Source organism: Bacillus daqingensis (genome assembly GCF_042654445.1).
GTDB classification, from domain to species: Bacteria; Bacillota; Bacilli; order Bacillales; family Salisediminibacteriaceae; genus Alkalicoccus; species Alkalicoccus luteus.
In genome coordinates, this window is the sequence record NZ_JBHSGK010000004.1 from 1 (window position 1) to 24,000 (window position 24,000).

The following is a 24,000-nucleotide window of genomic DNA, read 5'->3' on the forward strand; positions in this document are numbered from 1 at the left end:
AAACGGGCGGTTTTCATATGAGATTCTGCGATACGAAACGAAAAATCGCTAGATTTTCAGTGGCCCCTCGACGTGAGGAAGGGCATTTTTCGTTAAGCGCGGCCGGCTTCTTTTACTTGCAGGATGGAAAAGAACTCCCGCATGAAGTCAGGCAGATCAGGCCAGGCGTGCCCGGTTACGAGGTTGCCGTCAACGTGAGTGCCGGCCTTTACGTATTCAGCACCAGCTGCCTCTATTTCCGGCTGACAGGCCGTGTAGCCGGTCATCTTGCGGCCTTTAATCAAATGACCGACTGTCGTCAAGATCTGCTGTCCGTGGCAAATGACGCCCATCGGTTTATCTTCTTCAAGGAAGTGAGCCGTGATTTCGCGCACTTTTTCATTCATCCGGATGTATTCCGGAGCCCGTCCGCCGGGAAGAATGAGGGAATCGAAGTCAGCAGGATTAATATCATCGACTGATTGGTGCGACTCAATTTGATACGCCTTCATCTCCGTGAACGTTTCCATGTCCGGCAGGAAATCATGCGCGACCGTTTGCAGCTTTTTCTGCGTCGGGGAGGCAATCGTGACCTCCACCTGTTCTTCCAGGCAGCGGTAGTACGGGTAGTAAATCTCCAGGCAGTCCACAGCATCACCAGTTACGATCAATACGCTTTTCGCCATTGCAATCGCTCCCTTTCTGGAATTGTCCTTCCTGCTTTACCCAGCTGCTGGAAACCCTAAACAGGTGCTTCAGTCGGATTTTTTCGTGAGCGGTAGTCCTTCAGCATAGCGACCCAATTGTCCGCAAGCTCTGGATTGGAGCCGAAATGCAGATGAACAAAGCCAGCGGTAATCGTATCGGAGGCAAAGCCGTCAGGACCGGAGCCGAAACGTCCATCCAGGTGCCAGGCCGGGCTCTCGTGCCCTGGTTCATAGATCGAATAGCGGAATTCATGTCCTTTTGCCGGACTCGTTAACAGTGCATTGAAGCTATCCGGAGTGGATTCCCGATAGCCGAGCGCGGCCAGTCGCTTCGTAAACGTCACTTTTCCCGGAATTAAGCCGAGCATCGGATGTACCGATCCGTCCGGCTTTGTGATCGATTCAGTTAAATACATGAAGCCTCCGCACTCGGCAAGCACCGGCATTCCATTCTCCACTGCACGGCGGATCGAATCGGCACTCGTTCCTTCTTCGGCAAGCTGCTCCGTAAACTCCTCTGGAAAGCCTCCCCCGATGTAGAGGCCGTCAGCATCAGCAGGCAGCGGCTCTCCTTTCAACGGTGAAAAGAAGGCAATCCTGGAGCCGGCTTGTTCCAGCAGCTCTAAATTTTCCGGATAGTAAAACGAGAAGGCTTCATCCTTTGCCACTGCCGTCACGACAGAGGCTTTTTCAGGTTCTCTAAACAAAGAAGGAGAAGGAACCAGCAGCGGCGGTGCTTCCGCCAGTTCCTTGATCTGCTCCAAGTCAAACGAGGCTGTTACGGCATCTGCCAGCTGTTCAAAAAAGCCGTCTAATTCACCTCGTTCAAGGGCGGGAATGAGCCCTAAATGGCGTTCCGGCAGAGTGATATCCGGATTTTGCTTCAGCCAGCCGACGACAGGAATCCCGCATTCCTGCTGTACCGCTGTTTCAATCAGCTCGGCGTGTCCTTCACTGCCGACGTTGTTGGCAATAACGCCTTTAATGGGAACCTTCGGATCGAGCAGCTGAAACCCCTTCACAACAGCAGCAGCGCTGCGTGCCATTGCGGCGCAGTTTACGACGAGCAGGACGGGTGAATCGGTCAGCATGCTGATATCAGCTGTGCTGCCGGCGTTTGATTCAGGATCTTTGCCGTCATAAAAGCCCATCACTCCTTCGATGATGCCAATATCAGCTCCCTCCATGCCTCGCTGCATCACTTCCAGCAGCTGACTGCGCTCCAGCATCCAGCTGTCGAGATTTCGGGAAGGTCTGCCGGTTAAGGCAGTGTGGTAGGAGGGATCTATGTAATCAGGCCCGCATTTAAAGCCCTGCACGTTCATCTCCTGGCGGCGCAGCGCCGCCATCAGCCCAAGCGTGACGGTCGTTTTTCCCGCTCCGCTGTTCGTTCCGGCTATCACAAGTCGTTTATTCATTTGATCAACACCTTCTGTAAGGAAATAGCTGCTGTTGTCATTGTATCAGCCCTGACTTGTGAAATCTTCCAATGCATCTGAACGGACTTGAACTTTGCTCTGATAAAGCATATCCAACCTGCCAACCCGCGTTTTCAACCGTTCTCTAAACTCTGAACCTGAACACTTACGAAAGGATGCAATGGATCGTCAGGAAGGTTCTATCCGTATGGAAGCCGATCGTGCAGTCCTAACCAGGTACGTGAAACGCACTGCCAGCTGCAGACATCGAAGGGTCTCGGCTCAGAACGAGGCGAAGATCCAGTGCTTGCGACGGAAGAAGGGAAAGCCGAGCCCGTTCCCTCTGAAAAGCGACTGTCTGCAGATACAGGCAGATGCAACGTTATTTACCTAAAATGATTTTATCAACACGTTGGAAAGAAGCCGGCTCATGGCCGGCTTCTTGCGAGGATCAGTTTTTCACATCGGGATTGCTTGCAACTGGTTCATGGGGTTTGGACGTAAAGCGGAGACCTGCCAGCACAACAGCTGTGACGACCGAAAAGATAATGAACGCCGTCACGTTTTCACCGAGGAAGAAGGTCGTATATGCGAGAGCTCCAAAAACACCGCCGAATACCGGTCCGGCTATCGGAATGAGGGCGTAGCCCCAGTTCGAATCGCGCTTGCCGGTAATCGGGAGCACCGCATGAGCAATTCGCGGGCCAAGATCACGGGCCGGGTTAATCGCATAGCCTGTCGGTCCGCCGAGAGAAAGGCCGATCGCCGTAATCAGAAAGCCGACGATGAGCGGATTCAAGCCCTCAGTAAACTCATTGGCACCGATGCTGAGCAGTCCGAGCAGCAGCACCGCCGTTCCAATGAACTCACTGATAAAGTTGGAAAAGCGGTTCGGAATCGCAGGGTCGGTAGAAAAGACACCAAGTTTTACATCGGGATCATCGGTTTCCTTAAAGTGATCCTGGAAGTGGAAAAAGACGATCGCGGCACCGATAAAGGCACCTACGAGCTGGGCGGCAATGTAGCCGGGAACCATCGACCAGGCAAATTCGCCGACAGCGGCAAAGCCGAGCGTCACAGCCGGGTTAATGTGCGCATCTGAATATTGACCGACCGCATAGACGGCCATCGCTACCGCGAAGCCCCACCCTAAAGCAACGACGATCCAGCCGCCGCCCTGAGCCTTTGATTTCATGAGGTTGACGTTAGCGACAACCCCGGCACCGAAAATGATCAGAATCATGGTGCCGATTACTTCTGCAATGTACACGGACATAGTATCTCCTCCTGGAAATAAGTTCGCAAGGCATAGAAAAAGCCGCACACAGAAACGGGATCCTGCTAGGATCGGTCTGTGCGCGGCGCTCATCTTCTCAGCCATACGTATTAATTTATCATTATGCTACCACGTTGTGAAAACGCTGTCAACGATATAGCGGATATTCCCAAAATTCCCAGATTACCGTCAGCGGCGCTTTTCGCGGATACGAAGAGAAAGAAAAGCAGCCGTAAGGGCCAGGATGGCCATGATCCAAAAGACATAAATAGTGCCTGTATAGACTGCTTCCTCGTAAGGGGCAGAGGACTGGGCGGTCGTTACGCTGATCACCGTTGTCAGCACGATCACCCCAAAAGCCATCCCGAACTGCCGCAGCGTATTGTTAATGGCAGCCCCGTGCGGAATATCTTCCTGCTCAAGGGAGTTGACGCTGGTTGTAACGAGCGTCATTAGCGTAAGACCGCAGCCGAGCATGAAGATGCAGAAGTAAAGCATGATCAGATATGGGCTGCTGTCGATCTGCACCGTTGCCATCAGAGCGGTAGAGAGAAACAGAAAGAAGAAGCCTGCTACTGCCGGGATCCTTCCGCCGTATGTATCATACAGATTTCCGGAAACGATCGTCATAATCGACAGCAAAATGGTGCCTGGAACAAGCAGAAAGCCAGATAAAAACGCCGAGGTGCCGAGGACATCCTGAGCGAACATCGGCAATATGCTTTCTGCCGATAACAGGAGCATCATGTTGATAAAGACGAGCAGCATCGCCAGCCGGAAAACTGGAAATCGAAACAGGCGCAGATTCAGCAGCGGTGTTTCAAGCGTAAACTGCCGGCGCACGTATATTAGCGTCAGCGCTGCTCCCGCTGCCAGCGGTCCCCAGAACATCCAGCTCGTAAATCCGGTTACGCTGATCGTACTAAGCGCCAGAATCAGCAGCGAAAAGCCGAAACCGGATAAAAAGACGGAGGGAAGATCAAGCCTTGTCGGCTTCTGTTCCGTGACGTTCTTCATGCCGTACCAGGCTGCTGCAAGCACGAGCGCGGCGGGAATGAGCATCACGAAATGAAGCGGACGCCAGCCGGTAAAATCAATAATCATCCCGGACAAAGAAGGGGCAGAAGCTGGTGCGACGTTGACGACGGCGCCAAGCAGCCCCATTGCAAAGCCGCGTCGCTCATAGGGAAATACGTTCAGGAGGATCGTCTGGACGAGCGGCAGCATAATGCCGGCCCCAATTGCCTGGACGATCCGGGAGAGGATCAGTATAGAAAATGTCGGTGCCGCGGCACCGATCAAGGTGCCGATCGTCAGCACAATGAGCGAAAACAAGACGAGCTGTCTGGATGTAAAGCGGCTGATCAAATAGCCGCTCATCGGAATGAATACCATTGTTGCAAGCAGAAACGAGGTAGTGAGCCACTGCACCTGCGTCGCGTTTACATTGAATTCGGTCATTATCGTCGGATAGGCTGTAATCAGCAGAAACTGGCTGAACGTAAACAGGAAGGTCGCCGCAAGCGTAATCGCGATGACAAGCTTATGCGGTACCGGTGCTTTCGCGGCTGTCATTCCCATTCCTCCTTTCGTTCGAACTGAGTTAAAGAAACTTGGTCATAATCAGGTCGGTTTGTTTGTCCTCTCCCATATAAAACGCGTGCGCTCCGGTTTTGCGAAATCCAGATCGTTCGTAAAAGCGGACTGCCCGTACGTTCTTTTCCCAGACGCCGAGCCAAATCTGCTGCATGCCTTCACTCACCGCTTTATCGAACGCAAGCAGCAGCAGTGCTTTTCCGAAGCCGTGCTGCTGCCAGGAACTGCGCACATAAATGCGTTCGACCTCCATCGCTGTGTCAGCACCAGCTTCGGTCTGCGCAGAGCCGGTGTTCAGCTTCAGATAACCGGCAGGTGACCCGTCAGCTTCGAGTATGTAAAAGCGGCTTTCCGGATGGGCGAGCTCTTGGCGAAGCTTGGTTTCATGAAATGCGTTCGCGATGTACTGCCGCAGGTGCTCCGGCTGATTGCCCTCTGCGAAAGTCTCCCGAAACGTATCAGCCCCAAGCTGTGCGAGGAGCATGGCATCGTTTAACCCAGCTTTTCGAATAGATGTCTGCATGTCTGTCTCTCCCCCTCAGTAGGTGCGTGTTCCGCCCTTTTTCACAAACTCCCAGTCCTTTTCTATATTCTCACGCATGCGAAGCAGCAGGGAAGCAGCAGTTTCGATCTCTTCGTTCGTAAATCCTTGCAGCGCGACAGCATCTGAATGGTTGTGTTCATCCATAATATACGGATAAATGTCCTTGCCTTTGTTAGTAGGAAATAAGCACTTGATTTTCCGGTTTGTGCTGTCGGACCGTTTTTCAATCAGTCCGTTTTGCTCAAGACGTGTAATGGCACGAGCGGCTGTAGTACGGTCCACTTTAATCATTTCTGCCAGTCGGTCCGGAAAAATTCCAGGATGCTCACAAATGCGGACGAGGTAGAGATACTGTCCTTTCGTCAGCTGATACTGCTTAAATTCAATATTGCTGATGGAGTCCAGCGCACGGGCGATCATCCCAATCTCTCGAAGTATTTCCCTCATGTCGTATCACCTCTTTGCTCAAGTGTAGAGGTAAATTGTTGTATTCGCAACAAAAACATGCCATTATAAAATAAAGGTCACAGATGAAGCTTGAAAAGCACGGGTCTTTGTTTTGTAATCATAAATTAATACAAACGCGCCTCGTAATTCTGCTATAATACAACCGGTAGAAATGTCCGGCCTTTCAGCCTGTTGAACCGGAATATTCAGGAGTAAAAATGGTTCAGAACGGGAATAGGAAAAGGTAATTCAATGTGAAATGAGGGTACATGCTATGAATATCGATGAGCGTTTACGCGAATATAGAAAGCAAGCAGCGTCCCTCCGCAGACGGGAGGCTTCCAAAGAGGAAATTGAGCGCGTGCTGCGGGAGATGGAAGGTGAATTTTCAATTCCGCCGGCTCCGGACAATGACTGGAACCGGGAGCATAAAGAAATCGTCAGGGTCTACCGGGATATTGCCTCCATCCGGGTGTACCATAAATAAAAAAAGTGCCCCTGCTGAAAAAGAAAGCTCGAGCTTTTATTTCAGCGGGGAGGTCTGTCTATTAAGGCAGGTACAAAGACTCCGTGCTGATACGGAGTCTTTTTTTAGCAAATCTGCTGCTGATCTTGTGATGCCGCGTCGCCCGTTCAAGATGCGGGAGCCGCTAATACGAAGAAACGAAAAAACGATGTCCGGCAGAAGGTAAATTCCGCCGTACAGAAGGACAATGAACCAGATAGCAAACAGTGCGGCAGCAGGAAAGCTATCGTTCATTGCTGGATCAAGGAAGAGTGGAACATGCAGGGAGAAAGCGGAGTTCATCCATGCTGTCAGACTTCAGTTAAGACGGGGGATAGAGACATGATCTATGCGGCACTGCTTAGAGGAATCAATGTCGGCGGACGAAATAAAGTCGATATGCCGGCACTTAAACGAGCGTTTGAGCAGGCGGGGATGATGCAGGTGGAAACGTATCTCCATACAGGAAATGTTGTTTTTACGTATGAAACTGTCCCTGTCGATATGCTTACACAAACCTTGGAGGATGCGATTTATCATGAATTCGGTTTGAAGCTGAACGTGCTGCTGCGAACGATGAACGACATGAGCGGCGTGATGGACGCACTTCCTGAGAATTGGGAAAATGATCAGGGCATGAAAAGCGACGTGCTGTTTTTATGGGAGGACATTGATGATCCATCCCTGCTGGACAAGCTTGTCATCCAGCCGGACACGGATTCCGTCATTTACGTACCAGGGGCTGTTCTATGGTCCGTCGACAGAAAGCATGCAGCTAAAAGCGGATTGGTAAAGCTTGCGGGAACAGCTCGTTACAAACAGATGACGATACGAAATGTGAATACCGCCCGAAACATCTATAAGCTGATGAAAGCCGTGCAGGACACCTAAAAGCCGGTGCCGGAAATTCCGGACACCGGCTTTTTCAGATGCGGTCATTTGATCCGGTAACGGTGACCATCATCGTCGCTGGTGCCTGCAGCAGCAACAGCAGCTGTTCAGCCATATATTCCGGGCTGTACATAAAGTTCCCGCGGATCCATTCAGCTGTCAGGCCAAAAAGCGCCTGTGAAAAGTAAGCCGCAGCGAGTTCGGGCTGGAAAGCCGCATGATCGGATGCGGCCAGATCATCGGCAGCCGTTTCGCGAAGCACCTGGCACATTTTCTCCTGAAAGCCGGGAATTGCTCCGGAAAGAACGACTGCCCGGTAAAAATCCCTGTGCCGGTATACGTGTTCGAATAACTGAATGCTGCCGGGAGTGAGCTCGGCAGGCAGAAAGACGGTACGGTTTTGATAGGGGTAGCGGTAGCTTGCTACCAGATCATCCAGTACGTCATCAACGACTTCCTGGTACAGGGCTTCTTTCGTGTCAAAGTGCTTATAAAATGTGCCGCGGCACACATCTGCCTTTGCTGCGATGCCGCTTACCGTTACACCTGTCAGCGGGGTGTCCTGGAGCATCTGTTGAAATGCCTGTTTCAAGGCAAGGCGGGAGCGCTGAATGCGTCTGTCTGCTCTTTCAGTCATAAACATCTCGTCTCCTTTTTGTTCAGTATGATCAACATCATTAACAAAACCGGCAGCAGCTGATGATTCATAGACAGTCTGTATGAAACTGTATCTGTCTCTTTCTTCTACTATATCGTAAACTTAAAGAGAAGAAAGCGTTTTCCAACAAAATGGGGAGGTGCAGGAAAATGAAATTGGATGGAAAAGCGGTCATCGTGACAGGAGCTGCCTCAGGGATGGGAAAAGCAATCGCAGAGCTGTTTGCCGCAGAAGGAGCAGCTGTTCTTATGACAGACATTAACGAAGAAGAGCTCCAATCAGCTTCAGAAGCAATCGAGGGGCGCACAGCGGTGATGAAGGTGGATATGGCGGATGCAGCTGACGTGGAAGCGATGATCGAGGAGGCTGTCAGCCAATTCGGAACGCTGGATATTCTTGTGAACAACGCTGGAATTATGGACGGATTTGAACCGGTGGGGGATATACCGGATGATAAATGGGAGAAGCTGTTTGCGGTTAATACAACCGGGGTAATGAAGGCAATGCGCCGGGCTGTAAACGTATTTCTGGAAAAAGGCTCGGGCAACATCATCAATATTGCATCAACCGGCGGCTTCAGCGGGGCGCATGCAGGAGCCGCATACGCTGCTACGAAGCATGCGGTAATCGGTCTGACGAAAAACACCGGTTTTATGTACGCGCAAAAAGGAATCCGTTGTAATGCGATCGCGCCAGGGGCGGTGCAGACAAATATCGGCCGCAGCATGACGAACATCAACGAATTCGGCATAGAACGGTGCGGCATGACGCACGGACTTTCCCCAAGGGCCGGTGAACCTTCAGAGATTGCAGCAGCTGCACTGTTTCTCGCCTCAGACGATGCCAGCTTCGTCAACGGGGAAATTCTGACGGTTGATGGAGGCTGGACAGCTGCGTTTTAACAGCAAAATAATCTGCAGGGAGCAGCACGTATTTTGGAACCCATTCCTTTCTTCCTGCGTATATTAGAAGCAGAGAGGCTTCTATACGAAAGGAGACAGGAACATGGAACGCACCGTGAAAGCAAAGTATATCACCGGCGCCTGCGAGGCGTTTCTCGGAATCCCGATTTTAGGCGGCATGTTTATTCTGACGCTCTCCTGGGTTCCGCTGATGGTTATGTTCGTCGCGCACTTTCTCGTCCTGCTGCTCGTGCTCCAGGATAACCGCTCCAAAGTCGGACCGGTCTTCGGGCTGGTCACATCAGCAGTCGGCTGGATTCCTTTTGTCGGAATGATCATGCATATCGTGACGGCTGTTCTGCTGATCACGGAGGCGGCCCGGGAAAACAAGATGCATGCAGTCATTGACATGCCGAAGCAGCATGAGGACCGGTAATGCATCGAAAGGCTTCAGCTCGGAATATATCCGGGTTGGGGCCTTTTTTGTTTGGCTGCCGGAGACCGGTTTGAGAAAGTGTGGTTAGCATGAAGTAAAAAACGGGCAGAGACTGAGAAGATACGGAGACAGGAGGCTGGAGAATGCAACCAACCAACGGTGAACTGGCTGCAAGCGTTTGTTATCGAAAAAAGGGAAGGCGGAATTCGGTTCTGGCCTGTGACAGCAGGCTGATTCCCATTGGTACTGGCAGAAGTGCTTCGGCGTTCCGCATCCAGGATTCGAACACGGTCATGAAGGTTTATTATCCGGACAGCCTGCATATAGCGGAAGAAGAGGCAGCCATTTACCGGAAGCTTGAGCAGGTTTCCTTTTTTCCGACACTTCACGATGCGGGGACCAACTACATTGTGATGGATTATGTCGAGGGACGCACCTTTTTTCAATGTCTGACCGGTGGCGAAAAAATAAGTGCAAAAAGCATCACAGATGTGGACCAAGCGTTAAGAGAGGTGAGGCGGCTGGAGCTGAACCCTTCTGATATTCATTTGCATAATTTGATTCTCACACCGGATGGATCCGTAAAAATGATCGATCCGGCACGCTTTAATCAGGAGAAGAACTGTACGCAGTGGGACGACTTGAGAGCAGCGTACTATAAATACTATTCAAAAAAGCTGTTTCCAAAACGAATCCCGGCCGTGCTGCTGGAATCGGTCCGGGCACTCTATCAGCGGAACTTTCTCCACGTATAAGCTTAGAAGGATACCTCAGTCAGTGCTCCTGAAATACCAGCCCAGTAAAAGCGGCAGCGTGTAAAAGACGAGGAGAAAGCGGATCAGCTGCAGCATCATGACGGTTACCGGATTGCCTCCGGCTTCTGATGCCGCAAAGCCTGTTTCCAGCAGTCCGCCTGGTGTCATGCTCATGATCCCGGAAAGGGGATCGAGCGGTGTAAGAGTTGCTAAGAGCAGCCCGGCCAAAACCGAAAAGGCGATAAAGGCAGCAGCGAATACGGAAAAGGAAAACGCATGTTTCCCGATGCTACTCAGTTCCGCCCGCTTCAGTGTTGAACCTATATACATACCGAGCAGAAGCTGGGCAGAAGCAAGCACGATTTCCGGATAAGGAGCAGGATTGATCCCGAATAAGATGAGCAGCCCCATCGTTACGGGAGCAGCGGGAAGCAGCAGACTTTTATGAAGAAGGCCTGTGCTCAGCGCCAGACCCGGCAGCAGATACCACCAGTAGGAAGCGCCGGGTGCCTCCTGTCTGAGCAGGTCCGCTGAATCGGAAGCAGTGCCTTCTTGAGCAAACAGAAGAATCAGAAGCGGAAGACTGGCCAGAACGAGCAGGCGCCGGATGGAATGGAGCAGCATGATCGAGGCGGTTCTGCCACCGTGTTTTTCGCTGAGCATGAGCACTGCCGATGGAGCACCAGGGACCAGTCCGAGCATGCTCGTCTTTTGATGCAAGCCGAAACGGCTGGAGAGGACGAAGCCCAGAAACAGACTCATCACGAGCATGAACATAGAGAGCGGAAGATAAACAGGCAAAACCGGCGCCGTTTCCAGCACGGTATCAACATGAAGGTATAAAGCGAAATAGGTGCCGAGCAAAATAAAAGCTGCAGGCTTAAACAGGGCGGGAGCCTGGACCTCCCGCTTGCTGATCCATTTCCACAGAAAGGCAAAGCATGCGGCACCCAGCAGCCACGGAAGAGGAAGCTGAAGCAGATAAAAGATAGTACCTCCGGCTGCTGCAAAGCCGCTCATGCCCAGCCACTGGCGGTAAGGCACGGCACTCCCTCCTTTCAGAAATCGTTTCTGTGCATTAGAGTTCACTCTATCAGAGAAGCACAGCAAGTACCAGAATGAGTGCCAGGAAAAACGAAACGGTTTTAAAGGAACTGTTGACAGACTCCCGGAAGCGTGATAAATTCGTTTGAAAGCTAACGAATTGGAAAGGTGGTGGTGGCCATCCGAAGCATTGATGACTATAAACGGCTTCCGGCTTCCGAAAGGCAGCTGCTGGAAGCACTTTCGGGAACGCCCGACAGCAGCCTGGATGAAGAGGCGGTGCTGCTCACGACAAATTTGTATACCGCTTCCCGGCGCATGGTGCAGCTGTTGGAGCAGCGGCAGCTCACGCCTCAAGGACTGTCCTGGACAGCTTTTTCGATTTTATACGACGCATGGGTCGGGGGTGGCGAAGAAACGTGGGCTCTGGCAGAATCAGCAGGCGTTTCCAAAGCGACAGCGAGCACGGTCACCAAACGGCTCGTACAGGAAAATCTGTGTCACCTGCAGCGGGACACGGCGGACAGGCGCCGGACCCGGGTCGAACTGACGGAAGCAGGCAAGCAGCTGATGAAAGAGCTGTATCCTGTTTTTCATGAGCAGGAAAAACAGTTTGCCGCACGGCTGAACAAAGAGGAGCAGCAGCAGTTGAACCACTTGCTCAGAAAGCTCATTACAGCTAAATAGCATGCAGCAGAGACGGAATCGAAAGCGACTGTATCCCTGTTCCCAGAGAGCCGGCGGGTGGTGTGAGCCGGAAACAGATGCAGCGTTATGTACAATTCCAGAGCGACCCGGACACGTTTCGGGCGGGGCCCCCGTTACAGGCAGAGTGGAAGAAGCACGTTCTTCAACAAAGGTGGTACCGCGCATATCAGGCGTCCTTTGCTGTGAGCGTGCTTTTTTTTGGTGTTCGATCTATTTTAAAGGAGGACTTAAGCATGACAGTATTAACAGATTGGCAGAAGCAGGAAGTTGACAGACAGATGAATCTATACTGCGAAGGAGCGGCAGAAGTCATCCCGCCGGAGGACCTTCGCCAGAAAGTGGAGCAGTCGCTTTTAGAGGAGCGGCCGCTGCGAATCAAGCTGGGGCTCGATCCATCGGCCCCGGACGTACATTTCGGTCATACCGTTGTGCTGCAGAAGCTGCGTCAGTTTCAGGAAAACGGGCATCAGGTGCAGCTGTTAATCGGTGATTTTACCGGCCGAATTGGAGATCCAACTGGAAAATCGACAGCCAGAGCGCCGCTGACATCAGAGGACGTAAAGCAGAATGCACGAACGTACGTGGAGCAGTTCGGAAAAGTACTTGATATGGATCAAGTGACCGTTCACTACAACAGCAGCTGGCTCGCTGACTTATCATTCGAAGAGGTTATTCATCTGGCCGGTCAGATTACCACGGCAAGACTGCTCGAGCGGGACGATTTTGATGAACGGACAGCTCTCGGAAAACCGATTGGGTTGCACGAATTTTTCTACCCGGTGATGCAGGGGTACGATTCGGTTGTGCTGGAAAGTGATATTGAGATTGGAGGCACAGATCAGCATTACAATACGCTGATGGGACGGCACTTCCAGGAACGCTTCAAAAAAGCGAAACAGGCCGTGATTTTGATGCCGCTTTTGGAAGGGCTGGACGGAAAAGAAAAGATGTCAAAGTCTAAACACAACTACGTCGGAGTAGAAGATAACCCGGATGAGATGTTCGGAAAAACGATGTCTGTTCCAGACGAGCTCATGGGAAGGTGGTTCCGGCTTGTTTCGGGCTTCAGTTCCGATCACGTCGACCATCTTGAAGCCGAGCTGAAGTCAGGAGCGCTGCATCCGCGTGAAGGGAAGCGGCTGCTTGCAGCCAGAATGACAGAGCTTTACCACGGTAAAGATGCTGCAGAAAAAGCTGCGGACCGGTTTGACGCTTTATACCGGGACAACAAGCTGCCGGAGGAAATCCCGGAGCATCGTACGGAGGCTGGGCTTATCTCTCCGCTTGATTTGCTCGTTGAATCAGGACTGCTTCATTCAAAAAGTGAAGCGAAGCGAATGATTGCCAACCGTGGTGTGAAGATCGACGGAGCCAGACTGGAAACAGCGGATGAATCGCTCCGGGTGCGGGACGGAATGGTGATGCAGGTAGGGAAACGGAAGCACGTCCGCTTAAAGCTCTCCCAGTAATGGTGTTTATTCTCAGTTTCAAGTTGAAGCTTTGAGGTTAAACAACAGTATAGACAGAGGGGGAACTTCAGACAGGATGGAGCAGCACGATGAAGCAAAAGCTTGCAATGCTAGTAACAGCGGCGTTATTGTTTATGCCGGCAGAAGTTTCGGCAGCATCTGTCCCGGCGCCGCAGAGTGAATCTGCGATTGTCATGGATATGGAGTCCGGAGAAGTGTATTACAGCAAAAACGCTGAGCGCCGTATGTATCCGGCGAGCATCACTAAAATCGTCTCCGGTCTGCTTGCCGTTGAAAAAGGCGGCTTGGATGATACGACCACTGTCAGTGCAGACGCAGTGGATACGATCGGGACAAGCGTCTATTTGCTTGAAGGAGAAGAGATGTCGATTGAACAGCTCGTGCAAGGCATGGTCATTAATTCCGGAAACGATGCCGGGGCTGTCCTTGCTGAACATTATGCAGGAGACGAATGGTCATATGCGCAGGAGATGACCGAGCTTGTACAGGAAAAAGCCGGTGCAGAGCAAACGAGGTTTGCGAACCCGCACGGACTGCACCATCCCCTTCAATACACGACAGCAGCTGACATGGCTGCCATCGCCCGTTATGCGTCAGAAAACGATACGTTTATGGACATTGCTGCAACGGTTGAGCTTCCGTGGGAAGGAGAGGGCTGGTCGACCGTTATCCGGAACCACCACCGTATGATAGGAAACGATGAGCGGGTGACCGGGCTGAAAAACGGCTTTACGTCGCGGTCGGGATACACGCTCGTAACAACTGCTGAGCAAAACGGAGCGGCTTTAGCCGTCGTCACGTTGAACGCTGAAACCGCTCAGCAAAGCTATGATGACACGAGAGCGCTGCTTGACTACGGATTTTCGGCAGCAGGCAGACCAGAATCAGCCTTCGCCGGAATAAAGCCTTAACAGCTGCCTGGTAAAGGAGGAGAGTCGAACGTGCGGCATCTGCAAAAACGCAGATGCCGTTTTTCTGCTGAACAGGGTTGCCGGCGGTTTTTACCAGCATCATATTTTGATATACCTGCCGGGGGGACGACAGACCGGTTACCTATTGAGGAATTGGCGAGAAAACCAGGTTCATCCATCTGTGGAAGGGGTAGGGAAGAGTAACCTATGAAAGGGAGGGTATAATGGATGGCGACTACAAACGAAATTCTTGGTGAGGATGGCCAGAGCCTGCTTGAGCATGAATGCCGTACAATTCCGAAAGAGAAGCTGTATCAGCCGGGGCCGGACATGGTGCGTGACATTTACCAGGCTACAGACAGAATGCCTTCTGTGCTGCGGAGCCTGCAGACACTTTTGAACGGGGGCAGGCTGGGCGGCACCGGATTTTTATCCATTCTGCCGGTAGACCAGGGAATTGAACATTCGGCCGGAGCGTCATTTGCTAAAAACCCGATGTACTTTGACCCGAAAGAAATTGTAGAGCTGGCGCTGGAGGCGGAGTGCAGCGCGGTTGCCTCCACGCTCGGCATACTTGGATCGGTGGCACGTGATTATGCACACCGGATCCCGTTTATTGCAAAGCTGAATCATAATGAACTGCTGACTTACCCGGAAACGTACGATCAGATTTTATTCGGCTCTGTCGAAAAAGCGTTTCAAATGGGAGCTGTCGCTGTCGGAGCAACGGTTTATTTCGGCTCCAAGGAAAGCGGCCGGCAGATTCAGGAGATTACCGCTGCGTTTGAACGCGCTCATGAGCTCGGCATGGCTACCATTCTCTGGGCTTACCTCCGCAATCCAGAATTCAAGCGGGACGGTACCGACTATCATACGTCTGCCGACCTCTCGAGCCAGGCAGTACACCTGTCTGCCAACATGGGGGCAGACATCGTCAAGCAGAAGCTGCCTACGAATAACGGCGGCTATACGGCGATGAAATACGGGAAGACGGATAAGCGTGTTTATGAAGAGCTGACGAGCGAGCATCCAATTGACATGACGCGCTATATGGTGGCAAACGCCTTTATGGGCCGGGCTGGATTGATTAATTCCGGAGGAGGATCTGGTGAAAACGATTTGAAGGAAGCCGTCAAAACAGCTGTTATTAACAAACGCGCCGGCGGCATGGGACTTATTCTCGGAAGAAAAGCGTTTCAAAAGCCCCGCGATGAAGGAGTCGAGCTGATCCGGGCTGTGCAGGATGTGTACGCAGACACCTCCATCACGCTGGCATAGAAAGCTGCAAAACCAGTAAGAAACCGTCCTGCATGTGTGCGGGACGGTTTCTTCAGGCTGTTGAAAAAGTTTTTCAACTTACATGTTTATTCGTTTGGTTGTATTTCCGCTCTGCTTACCTAGCCTGACGTGGGCTGGCCTTCAGCTATTTCTCAGGGGCCATGTATGGAGGGAAGAATGGCAGGGGAGGATGGCGCGGCTGCACTCGGACACAGGCTTCTCTCAAGGAGCCTTTAAAAGCCAGTCCGGCTCCGCACGTGCGTGGATGCCGTTCGCAGAACTGAACGACACGAAATCTTCAGACTGCGTGGCTTCCACGGGCACGCCGGACATATCGGGAAAACGGCTCTGTTTGTTGGAGAACAACGTCACGGACAGGCAGACGCGACTGCTTTTTTACGTTTATCATGATTTCTAGAAAGTCCGGACACTCCCATTCAATGTTGAAACGTCTCATCGGGAAGGTTTTATCCTGTATGGAAGCTGATTAACCAGGTATATGAAACGTACTGCCAGCTGCCTACATCGAAGGAGCTCGACTCCGAGAGGATTAGAACGAGGCGAAGATCCAGCGCTTCCGACAGCAGGAGAAAGCGGTTAGCTGAGCCTGTTCCCTCCGGAAAGCGAGGGGCCGCAGATACAGGCAGAGGCAACGTGATTCACCTGAAATGATTATATGAACACTTTGAGGAAACCGTCCTGCATGTGTGCGGGACGGTTTCCTCATGATCAACGTAAGGGATCGATTCATAAATGAGGGCTGATTCTGTCCATTAATTACCCTGAACGGCTGTCGTCCTCTTCCTCTGCATAAAATACGTGCCAGTGCTTGGCAGGCACAGTGCGAATATTAAGTGAACGTGCGAAGGCCGCAGCCTGTTTTTCTGTCGAAAAGGTCTTCGGAATCCAGCATGCACCCGACTTATGAAGCACTTCTTCGACACCCCTGTATTGCCGTTTTAAGTAGTACATGACTTTCCCCTCCTGTTGCCGCTTAGCACCAATATACCCGTTAAAATAGAGTGGAAAACACCTGTTTTTATCACTTTTTTATGATCCGAAATGAGGAAGAAGAGGGTTTTCGACGACGAAGCCTACAGACATGTTGGTGTAACAGCGTCTTTTAGTCTAAAAGCGAATTAACGCCGGCAGAACGTAACACCGGGGCGTCAAAATGCCATTTGTCTATCAGATTTGCGAACGGAAACGAAGCCCGCCGGCTGCAGCCGGCGGGCTTCGTTTAATTATGATATTTTTCTTGCATAGCGGACGACAGGGAGCGTCGTAGAGCTTAAAATCCGGTCGACGAGTATATCGTGAAATAGCTCGCCTGTTCCGAAGCAGGAGGCGGCGGGGATGCCTGCTTCCTCAGCCTGGTGCTGAATTTTTTTGTACATCGTCCCGTCAAACAGGAAAAACGGCACCACGAGACAGCGGCCTTCATACGTCTCTTTCACCTTGGCAAGCACCGTTTTTAAGTCGGGCTCTGCCATCACCATATAAGCGGGTTCGACGCTCTCGCAGGCAGCGGTCTGAGCGAGGTCGTGGCAGAGGGAGGTGGTCATCGCTGCAGCCCCGGGATCGCTGCTTCCCTGGCTGACGACGATCAGCACGTCTTTTTCGGCTTCAGCTCCGTGCTCGCGTTCCCAGCTGCGGCGGCTGTCGTTCAGTGCATGCACAATAAGCGGATGACTGCCGAGGTGCTCACCGAAATGTAGCGTCATAGAAGGATAGCGTGCGGCCATTTTCTCCAGCTTTTCGGGGATATCCCGCTGGTAGTGGCCAGCCGGCGCGAGAATAAGCGGGATGACCGTAACGTCCAGAGCGCCTTTTTCATGGAGAGCGGTGATGCCTTCCTCGATCGATGGGGAGCTGAGCTCCAGATAACAAAGGGAAATAGTCATATGCGGGAGCGTCTGCTGCACACGTTCTGTCACGCTCTCACACGCGCTGATACTGTCCTGGTCGCTGCTGCCGTGTCCGATAAACAGAATGTGTTTCATGAGTAAATTCCCTCCATTGTAAGTAGTGGTGCCATGCTTTTCCGGAAGCGGCCGTTTCCTCGGCGAGTGAAATACCTTCCGAAATGCTGGCGGTGTGACCAAATAGAAACAGACGGACGCCAGCATTTAACATGACGATGTTCCAGGCATTCTGATCTTCTGGAGATGCTTTTTTGCCGAGCAGCACGCGCTGAATAAGCGCTGCCTGGCATTTCGGAGTTAAGTCCTCCAGCTTGCGCACCCGGTCTGAGCCGAGTCCGTAATCGGCAGGGTTAACATCAAAGGAAGTCGTCCGCTCTTCGGTAACGTGAAACAAAAAGCTTTTGCGGTGGACTGGAATGTCTTCTGATCCTTCCACCCCCTGCACCATGTAACTGTGCTGAAAAGCAAGGTTCCGCATCAGTCCGGAGTTCGTTTTCACCACTGTTCGGTGAAAAATACCGGTCAGCGTGGATGCAGCCTGAGGCGGGCTGAGCAGCTTTTCAATCGTATTTAAATAGGTACGGAATCCAAGTTCTTCCCGGAGCGGACGCAGCTTTGCGAGTGGCGGGCAAAGATCCTCGGTGCGGCCAAAGCCAATATTCAGCGTATCGAGCCCCTTGCCGAGCGCTTCAGGAGGCAGGAACGTTTCAATGCCGAGCTCCTGAAGCAGGTTTTCCAGCGAAGGGTTGTACTTTGGCGGAAGAGTCGGTGCACTGTGCAGGTATACAGGAATGCCTGCCGCACTCAGAATAATGGATACCGGGATGGTAGCGGCAAACTGCCGGCGGCCGTTATATGGTCCCGCAGAATCAATCATCCGGCTGCGAACGTCCTCGGATACGGGAACTTCTATCGTGTGACGCTTTAACACTGAAGCAAATCCGGCTGTTTCATCTGCACTTTCTTCCTTCAGCCGCTGGGACGTGAATAAGGCAGCGGTTTGTGCGGGTGTAGATTCACCGGAGACAATCCGCTCTGCGGCAAGCACCGACTCGTCAAAGCTAAGGTCCTGGGCTCTGCGTTTGCCGCGGGCTGTTTTTTTCAGCAGCTCCTGCATCAGGTAGCCTCCTCTTGCAGCTCGATCAGGACACGGCCGTCTTTCAAGTGCGTAGGAAATGTTTCCACGCAGCCTTCGTCCGGGTCCTGTACCTTGCCGTCTGTCACGCTGATTTTCCAGTTATGGAGTGGACAATAAACGTACTCCCCGCTGATGATCCCCTGCGAGAGGGGTCCTTTCTGATGTGGACATTCATTTTTAATCGTATAAAATTCGTCATCCCCGAGTCGAAAGACAGCGAGGGGGATTCCCTCGACGATCACTTCTTTACTGATTTTGATCGGGAACTCTTCCAAACTGCCTGCGTCAATGATCTTCGTTCGAACCGTTTCCTGCATGATCCATCCTCCTTCTATGCTCACGTTGTGACGTGCTTGACGTCGAAATAGTCCTGCTTGATCGTACCGCTGTTCACAATCTGCTCCCATGGCTCTTCCATTTGGGCAATCGTTCGCTCCATTCGTTCTGCGAGCGCTGCGCAGTTGGCATCATTGTCAACGAGCTGCTCCTGAACCCATTTAAGTCCGACTCGTTCGAGCCAGTGTGAGGTGCGTTCCAGGTATTTAGCGGTTTCCCGATAAAGCTGCATGTAGGCCGCTGTCATATGAATCACGTCTTCATCAGTCGTCACGGTACAGAGGAGGTCACCCTGACGCAGATCGACACCGCCATTACCGCCGACATACATTTCCCAGGCTCCTTGAAGACCGACGATGCCAATATCCTTGATACCTGATTCTGCACAGTTACGCGGGCAGGCTGAAACGCCCATTTTGACCTTGTGCGGAGTAGGCACTCCCTGAAACTTCTTTTCGAGGTCAATGCCCAATTGAATCGAGTCCTGAGTGCCGAAGCGGCAAAAATCCTGGCCGACACAGGTTTTGACAGTCCGTACTGCTTTTCCGTAAGCGTGCCCGGAAGGCATGCCGAGCTCTTCCCAAATCGACGGCAGGTCGGCTTTTTTAACACCGAGGAGATCGAGACGCTGTCCGCCGGTCACTTTAACCATGCGCACGTTGTACTTGTCTGCAACGTCCGCTATTTTGCGGAGCTCCTCCGGATTGGTTACGCCGCCGTACATACGCGGCACAACGGAATACGTGCCGTCATTTTGAATATTGGCGTGCACCCGTTCATTGATAAAGCGGGAATTCGCATCATCCTCCGCTTCTTCCGGATTCACCATGTTGATGTAATAGTTAATCGCGGGCCGGCAGGAGGAGCAGCCCTCTGGTTCGGACCAGCCGAGAACATTCATGACTTCCCGCACGAGTGTCAGCTTTTTATCTCTGATCTCTGCAGTTACTTCTTCGTGAGAGAGCGTGGTACAGCCGCACATCGGTTCCTTCTGATCGGCTTCACGGAAAGCATCGCCAAGCGTCAGCTCCAGCAGTTCGGAAACGAGTGGCTTACACCCGCCACAAGAGCGCCCGGCGTTTGTGTGCTGGGTAACTTCCTGCAGAGAAGAGAGCTCCTTTTCCTGAATACTTGCGACAATGTCTCCTTTGCATACGCCGTTACAGCCGCAGATCGTTTCATCCTCTGCCATACTGACGACAGCACTTTCAGCTGATGCTTCCCGCTTTTCTGAAGGAAGGATCGCTGCTTTATCCATCTCGGAAATATCAGTTTGCTTTTTAATCATATCGAGCAGCCGTGGTGAATCGGACGTATCTCCAAACAAGACAGCACCGATCACGCTGCCGCCGCGGACGACGACCTTCTTATAGACTCCTTCAAACTCATCATGCACGCGGATCGCCTTCGTATCAGCACCGTCTGTAAATTCTCCAGCAGAAAAAACGTCTACGCCTGATACTTTAAGCTGCGTGTACATAAGCGAGCCTTCATAGGCGCTTTCTGCTGTTTCAGCCAAATGATCAGCGAGTACGGAACCTTGCTCATACAAGGGAGCGACCAGTCCGTAAACCGTTCCGCGGTGCTCGACACATTCACCAACAGCGTATACGTCGGGCACGTTCGTGCACATCTGATCATCGACTAAAATGGCCCGATCCGTTTCCAGACCTGAAGCAGCGGCAAGGGTGACGTTCGGCCGGATGCCGACAGCCATGACAACGAGATCGGTATCAAGGGAAGTGCCGTCTTTGAACAGCAGTCCGGAAACGCGATCTTCTCCTCGGATTTTGACAGTCTGCTTATTCATATGGAAGCGCATGCCCTGGCCTTCCAGTTCTTCCCGCAGCATCGCAGCTGCAGGCTCGTCCAGCTGGCGCTCCATGAGAAATTCCGGCAGGTGAATGACGTCGACTTCCATGTTCAGGTTGAGCAGCCCGCGTGCTGCTTCCAGTCCGAGCAGTCCGCCGCCGATCACCGCCGCGCGTTTATGGGTTTTAGAAGTCTCAATCATCGCTTCGCAATCTTTGATGTCACGAAAGGCAATCACACCTTCTTTATCCGCCCCGTCAATTGGCAGCATGAATGGATCAGAGCCTGTGGCGAAAATAAGCTTATCGTAAGCCGCTTCAGTTCCGAAGCTTCCATAAACGACCTTCTGTTCGGTATCGACCTGAACTGCTTCTTCTCCACAGTGAAGGTTACAGCCATTTTTTTCATACCAGTCATAGTCATTCAGAATGATATCTTCCACGCTGCTGTCTCCCTGCAGGACAGAGGAGAGTAAAATCCGGTTATAGTTCGGGTATGGTTCTTTTCCGAAAATCGTGACCTCAAATCTGTCCGGATCACGTTTGATGATTTCTTCCAGTGTGCGGATACCGGCCATGCCGTTTCCGATTAAGACGAGCTTTTCCATTACATAATTCCTCCCAGCAGTAATTAGTTATACGACTTTTTCAAACGGTGCAGCGGGTTTTTCAAACCAGGACAGCGAATCGTGAAGCGCAGCGACTTCGCCGATGACGACGAGTGCAGGAGCCTGTAAGTTTGCGGCTGCGGCGTCCTTGCTTCCACTTCCGAGTGTGGAACGGATCGTACGCTGATTCTTGGTGGTTCCTTGTTCAATAAAGGCGACCGGGGTATCGGCGCAGCGGCCTGCGTTGATCAGCTTCTCGGAAAAGACCGGCAGCTGCTTCACTCCCATGTATACAACGATCGTATCGGCTGCGTGTGCGAGTGCGTGCCATTGTACGTCGCTGTTATCTGAGCAGCAGTGACCAGTGACAAACGTAACAGATGAGCTGTATTCCCGGTGAGTCAGCGGAATGCCTGCGTAAGCAGCTGCGCCTGTACCAGCGGTGATGCCTGGTACAATTTCGAATGGGACACCGGCTGCGGCACAGGTTTCTGCTTCTTCGCCGACTCTGCCGAACATCGAGGGATCCCCGCCTTTCAAGCGGACGACCGTTTTTCCTTCGCGTGCCTTTTCCACTAACAGAAGTTGAATTTCCTCCTGCTTCATTGCATGCAGACCGGACCATTTACCGCAGAAGATCCGTTCCGCGTGTTCGGGAGCTTCGTTTACCAGCTCGCGGCTGACCAGCCTGTCATAAACAATACAGTCGGCCTGCTCCAAAGCGCGCTTTCCTTTTACTGTAATGAGGTCGGGGTCTCCTGGACCGGCACCGACTAAATAGACTTTTCCGTTCATGGGAACGACTCCTTTGTCAATAAAATACGGCACCCGGCTCCGGGTGACTGATAGGCTTCATGATAAAATAGGTGTATTTTGAATACTACTTTATTGTGAGACTTTCTGACAGTATAATTTCAGAATATTCCATCGCTTCATATACAGGCATATACAGTCGTTTTTTCACATGGAAGGCGTTTTCATCCATCATTTCCGCATAGATATCTGCCTGTAGCTGACCTGCATTATTTTTGTAGGTAATAAACGGAAAGAAGGAAGCAAGAGGATAAAAGATAGATAATATATGCATGTTTGAAGCCAGTGAAACACGTTGGGGGACAAGGGTTTATCCGGATATTTAGATATCAGATAATTCAAAAAACATGTGATATTACCTGACACATGTGATGATATTCACAGCTTGGACTGCCACAATGCAGAGGACAAATTGATGAAGGAGTGTTGAAACGTGAAACTGTCGGATCTACGAAAAGGTGGTCATGCTCCGTCGCTGCTTTCTGCATTTTTATACTTTGATATCAGCTTTATGATTTGGGTGCTTTTAGGGGCGCTCGGGGTGTATATTACCGCTGACTTCAACTTATCGGCAGGCCAGATTGGATTTATCGTCGCTGTTCCCATCCTTGCCGGATCGATTTTTCGAATTATAATCGGCATATTGACGGATCGGTTCGGGCCAAAGAAAACGTCTATAGGCGGGATGATTATCACCATGATCCCGCTTTTCTGGGGCTGGCAGTTTGGAGTGACGGTAGCTGAACTTTATATGATCGGGATCCTGCTCGGGGTAGCGGGAGCGAGCTTCAGTGCCGCACTGCCGATGGCAAGCCGCTGGTATCCGCCTCATCTGCAGGGAGTGGCGATGGGCATCGCCGGGGCAGGTAACAGCGGGACGCTGCTTGCTACACTATTTGGTCCAGGACTTGCGGAAGTGTTCGGCTGGAACGGTGTATTCGGGCTTGCCCTGATCCCGCTGACGCTTGTGCTCCTGACCTATATCTTTCTCGCTAAAGAACCGCCGAATCAGCCGCCGCCTAAGCCGGTGAAGGACTACTTTTCCGTGTTAAAAGAAAAAGACGCCTGGTATTTCTGCGTTCTGTACAGCGTCACGTTCGGCGGTTTTGTCGGGCTGGCAAGCTTCTTAAGCTACTTTTTTGCATCTGAATATGCGGTTTCCGGCATTGTAGCCGGCTATCTCGTATCGGTCGTGATCGCCTCGGGAAGCTTTTTAAGACCAGTAGGAGGACTGATCGCCGATAAAATCGGGGGCGTCCGGCTGCTGCAGTATTTATTTATCGGTGTCGCTGTGTGCATGATGGGAACAGCGCTGCTGCCGCCGCTTGCTGTCGTGCTTCCGCTTCTCTTTCTCGGGATGGGTTGTCTTGGAATGGGCAACGGGGCCGTATTCCAGCTCGTACCGCAGCGCTTCCAGAAGGAAATTGGCATGGTGACCGGCATCGTCGGCGCCGCAGGCGGGGTAGGCGGTTTCTTCCTTCCGAACGTGCTTGGCATTCTTCGCGATTTGACCGGCACATATGGCTCAGGGTTTATCGTCTTCTCCTTTGCCGCCGTATTTGCACTTGGTTTGTTAACCTTTGCCCAGGCAGAGTGGAAACGGGAATGGAAGCTGTCCAGAAAATCCGTCAGAATTTAATCATCAATACAAAAGCCGCCGCTCTCGGAATCCGAAAGCGGCGGCTTTTAGGTGCAGCGGCAAACAGCTCGTGCACGTGCGCGCCACTCTGGAGGCAGCCGGCAGCCAGAACGCTGCTGACAGGGAGTACGAAGCAGACCGTCGTTATTGCAGCATATTCCAACGAATAAAAGCACGAAAGAGAG

The 24,000-nt window shown here is 52.0% G+C and carries 25 protein-coding genes; 11 read left to right on the forward strand and 14 right to left on the reverse strand.

Annotated elements, in window-relative coordinates; genetic code table 11:
• Nucleotides 1–92 precede the first annotated feature (92 nt).
• The 6 genes from ACFO4L_RS04855 to ACFO4L_RS04880 form a co-directional block, all read right to left on the reverse strand.
• On the reverse strand, nt 93–665 hold the full coding sequence (locus ACFO4L_RS04855) for a DJ-1/PfpI family protein (protein ID WP_377908575.1): 573 nt from the start codon (nt 663–665) through the stop codon (nt 93–95).
• A gap of 56 nt (nt 666–721) precedes the next feature.
• The gene (locus ACFO4L_RS04860; RefSeq protein WP_377908576.1) at nt 722–2,104 is read right to left on the reverse strand and encodes a cobyrinate a,c-diamide synthase; all 1,383 of its coding nucleotides are present in this window, start codon (nt 2,102–2,104) and stop codon (nt 722–724) included.
• A gap of 451 nt (nt 2,105–2,555) precedes the next feature.
• Nucleotides 2,556–3,380 (reverse strand): MIP/aquaporin family protein, encoded by an 825-nt coding sequence (locus ACFO4L_RS04865; RefSeq protein ID WP_377908577.1) that lies wholly within the window; start codon nt 3,378–3,380, stop codon nt 2,556–2,558.
• A gap of 189 nt (nt 3,381–3,569) precedes the next feature.
• Nucleotides 3,570–4,955 carry an MFS transporter gene (locus ACFO4L_RS04870; protein ID WP_377908578.1) on the reverse strand — a complete coding sequence of 462 codons (1,386 nt, stop codon included), beginning with the start codon at nt 4,953–4,955 and terminating at the stop codon, nt 3,570–3,572.
• Nucleotides 4,956–4,983: 28 nt separating this feature from the next.
• Nucleotides 4,984–5,499 (reverse strand): GNAT family N-acetyltransferase, encoded by a 516-nt coding sequence (locus ACFO4L_RS04875; protein WP_377908579.1) that lies wholly within the window; start codon nt 5,497–5,499, stop codon nt 4,984–4,986.
• Nucleotides 5,500–5,514: 15 nt separating this feature from the next.
• The gene (locus tag ACFO4L_RS04880; protein ID WP_377908580.1) at nt 5,515–5,967 is read right to left on the reverse strand and encodes a MarR family winged helix-turn-helix transcriptional regulator; all 453 of its coding nucleotides are present in this window, start codon (nt 5,965–5,967) and stop codon (nt 5,515–5,517) included.
• A gap of 274 nt (nt 5,968–6,241) precedes the next feature.
• Here ACFO4L_RS04880 and ACFO4L_RS04885 point away from each other — a divergent pair, with 274 nt between their 5' ends.
• Together ACFO4L_RS04885 and ACFO4L_RS04890 are read left to right on the forward strand one after the other, a co-directional pair.
• A complete protein-coding gene (locus ACFO4L_RS04885) occupies nt 6,242–6,454 on the forward strand; it encodes a hypothetical protein (RefSeq protein ID WP_377908581.1) in 213 nt (70 codons plus the stop codon).
• Between the two features lie 360 nt (nt 6,455–6,814).
• Nucleotides 6,815–7,363, forward strand: coding sequence for a DUF1697 domain-containing protein (locus ACFO4L_RS04890; RefSeq protein WP_377908582.1), 549 nt, complete (start codon nt 6,815–6,817; stop codon nt 7,361–7,363).
• 34 nt (nt 7,364–7,397) lie between these two features.
• Here the strand turns inward: ACFO4L_RS04890 and ACFO4L_RS04895 are convergent, their stop codons facing one another.
• The gene (locus ACFO4L_RS04895; protein ID WP_377908583.1) at nt 7,398–8,000 is read right to left on the reverse strand and encodes a TetR/AcrR family transcriptional regulator; all 603 of its coding nucleotides are present in this window, start codon (nt 7,998–8,000) and stop codon (nt 7,398–7,400) included.
• A gap of 170 nt (nt 8,001–8,170) precedes the next feature.
• Here ACFO4L_RS04895 and ACFO4L_RS04900 point away from each other — a divergent pair, with 170 nt between their 5' ends.
• From ACFO4L_RS04900 to ACFO4L_RS04910, 3 genes are all read left to right on the forward strand, one after another.
• On the forward strand, nt 8,171–8,923 hold the full coding sequence (locus ACFO4L_RS04900) for a glucose 1-dehydrogenase (RefSeq protein ID WP_377908584.1): 753 nt from the start codon (nt 8,171–8,173) through the stop codon (nt 8,921–8,923).
• Nucleotides 8,924–9,026: 103 nt separating this feature from the next.
• Nucleotides 9,027–9,359, forward strand: coding sequence for a hypothetical protein (locus ACFO4L_RS04905; RefSeq protein ID WP_377908585.1), 333 nt, complete (start codon nt 9,027–9,029; stop codon nt 9,357–9,359).
• 143 nt (nt 9,360–9,502) lie between these two features.
• Nucleotides 9,503–10,114, forward strand: coding sequence for a protein kinase family protein (locus ACFO4L_RS04910; protein ID WP_377908586.1), 612 nt, complete (start codon nt 9,503–9,505; stop codon nt 10,112–10,114).
• Nucleotides 10,115–10,129: 15 nt separating this feature from the next.
• Here ACFO4L_RS04910 and ACFO4L_RS04915 read toward each other — a convergent pair whose 3' ends face one another.
• Nucleotides 10,130–11,158, reverse strand: a complete 1,029-nt coding sequence (locus ACFO4L_RS04915) for an AbrB family transcriptional regulator (protein ID WP_377908587.1) — start codon at nt 11,156–11,158, stop codon at nt 10,130–10,132.
• Between the two features lie 174 nt (nt 11,159–11,332).
• On the opposite strand from ACFO4L_RS04915, the gene ACFO4L_RS04920 reads away from it, so the two are divergent.
• The 4 genes from ACFO4L_RS04920 (at nt 11,333) to ACFO4L_RS04935 (ending at nt 15,545) form a co-directional block, all read left to right on the forward strand.
• Nucleotides 11,333–11,845: a MarR family winged helix-turn-helix transcriptional regulator gene (locus ACFO4L_RS04920; RefSeq protein ID WP_377908588.1), complete on the forward strand. Its 513-nt coding sequence runs from the start codon at nt 11,333–11,335 to the stop codon at nt 11,843–11,845.
• Between the two features lie 254 nt (nt 11,846–12,099).
• A complete protein-coding gene (gene tyrS / locus ACFO4L_RS04925; RefSeq protein ID WP_377908589.1) occupies nt 12,100–13,335 on the forward strand; it encodes a tyrosine--tRNA ligase in 1,236 nt (411 codons plus the stop codon).
• A gap of 89 nt (nt 13,336–13,424) precedes the next feature.
• Nucleotides 13,425–14,267, forward strand: coding sequence for a D-alanyl-D-alanine carboxypeptidase family protein (locus tag ACFO4L_RS04930; protein ID WP_377908590.1), 843 nt, complete (start codon nt 13,425–13,427; stop codon nt 14,265–14,267).
• A gap of 228 nt (nt 14,268–14,495) precedes the next feature.
• Nucleotides 14,496–15,545: a class I fructose-bisphosphate aldolase gene (locus ACFO4L_RS04935; protein ID WP_377908591.1), complete on the forward strand. Its 1,050-nt coding sequence runs from the start codon at nt 14,496–14,498 to the stop codon at nt 15,543–15,545.
• Between the two features lie 777 nt (nt 15,546–16,322).
• Here ACFO4L_RS04935 and ACFO4L_RS04940 read toward each other — a convergent pair.
• The 6 genes from ACFO4L_RS04940 to cobA all read right to left on the reverse strand — a co-directional run bounded on the left by ACFO4L_RS04940 (nt 16,323) and on the right by cobA (nt 22,158).
• Complete coding sequence (locus ACFO4L_RS04940; protein WP_377908592.1) at nt 16,323–16,517, reverse strand: hypothetical protein; 195 nt, start codon at nt 16,515–16,517, stop codon at nt 16,323–16,325.
• A 272-nt stretch (nt 16,518–16,789) separates the two neighbouring features.
• Nucleotides 16,790–17,548 carry a sirohydrochlorin chelatase gene (locus tag ACFO4L_RS04945; RefSeq protein WP_377908593.1) on the reverse strand — a complete coding sequence of 253 codons (759 nt, stop codon included), beginning with the start codon at nt 17,546–17,548 and terminating at the stop codon, nt 16,790–16,792.
• Nucleotides 17,487–18,587, reverse strand: a complete 1,101-nt coding sequence (locus tag ACFO4L_RS04950; protein ID WP_377908594.1) for an anthranilate phosphoribosyltransferase — start codon at nt 18,585–18,587, stop codon at nt 17,487–17,489. The genes ACFO4L_RS04945 and ACFO4L_RS04950 overlap by 62 nt, the downstream gene beginning before the upstream one ends.
• On the reverse strand, nt 18,587–18,925 hold the full coding sequence (gene nirD / locus ACFO4L_RS04955; protein WP_377908595.1) for a nitrite reductase small subunit NirD: 339 nt from the start codon (nt 18,923–18,925) through the stop codon (nt 18,587–18,589). The genes ACFO4L_RS04950 and nirD overlap by 1 nt, the downstream gene beginning before the upstream one ends.
• Before the next feature lie 20 nt (nt 18,926–18,945).
• The gene (nirB, locus tag ACFO4L_RS04960) at nt 18,946–21,363 is read right to left on the reverse strand and encodes a nitrite reductase large subunit NirB (RefSeq protein WP_377908596.1); all 2,418 of its coding nucleotides are present in this window, start codon (nt 21,361–21,363) and stop codon (nt 18,946–18,948) included.
• A 27-nt stretch (nt 21,364–21,390) separates the two neighbouring features.
• Entirely contained in the window at nt 21,391–22,158 is a 768-nt protein-coding gene (gene cobA / locus ACFO4L_RS04965; RefSeq protein WP_377908597.1) for a uroporphyrinogen-III C-methyltransferase, read from the reverse strand.
• A 451-nt stretch (nt 22,159–22,609) separates the two neighbouring features.
• Here cobA and ACFO4L_RS04970 point away from each other — a divergent pair, with 451 nt between their 5' ends.
• Nucleotides 22,610–23,815 carry a nitrate/nitrite transporter gene (locus ACFO4L_RS04970; protein ID WP_377908598.1) on the forward strand — a complete coding sequence of 402 codons (1,206 nt, stop codon included), beginning with the start codon at nt 22,610–22,612 and terminating at the stop codon, nt 23,813–23,815.
• Nucleotides 23,782–23,985, forward strand: a complete 204-nt coding sequence (locus tag ACFO4L_RS04975) for a hypothetical protein (protein WP_377908599.1) — start codon at nt 23,782–23,784, stop codon at nt 23,983–23,985. Before ACFO4L_RS04970 ends, ACFO4L_RS04975 begins: the two co-directional genes overlap by 34 nt.
• Nucleotides 23,986–24,000: the final 15 nt, after the last annotated feature.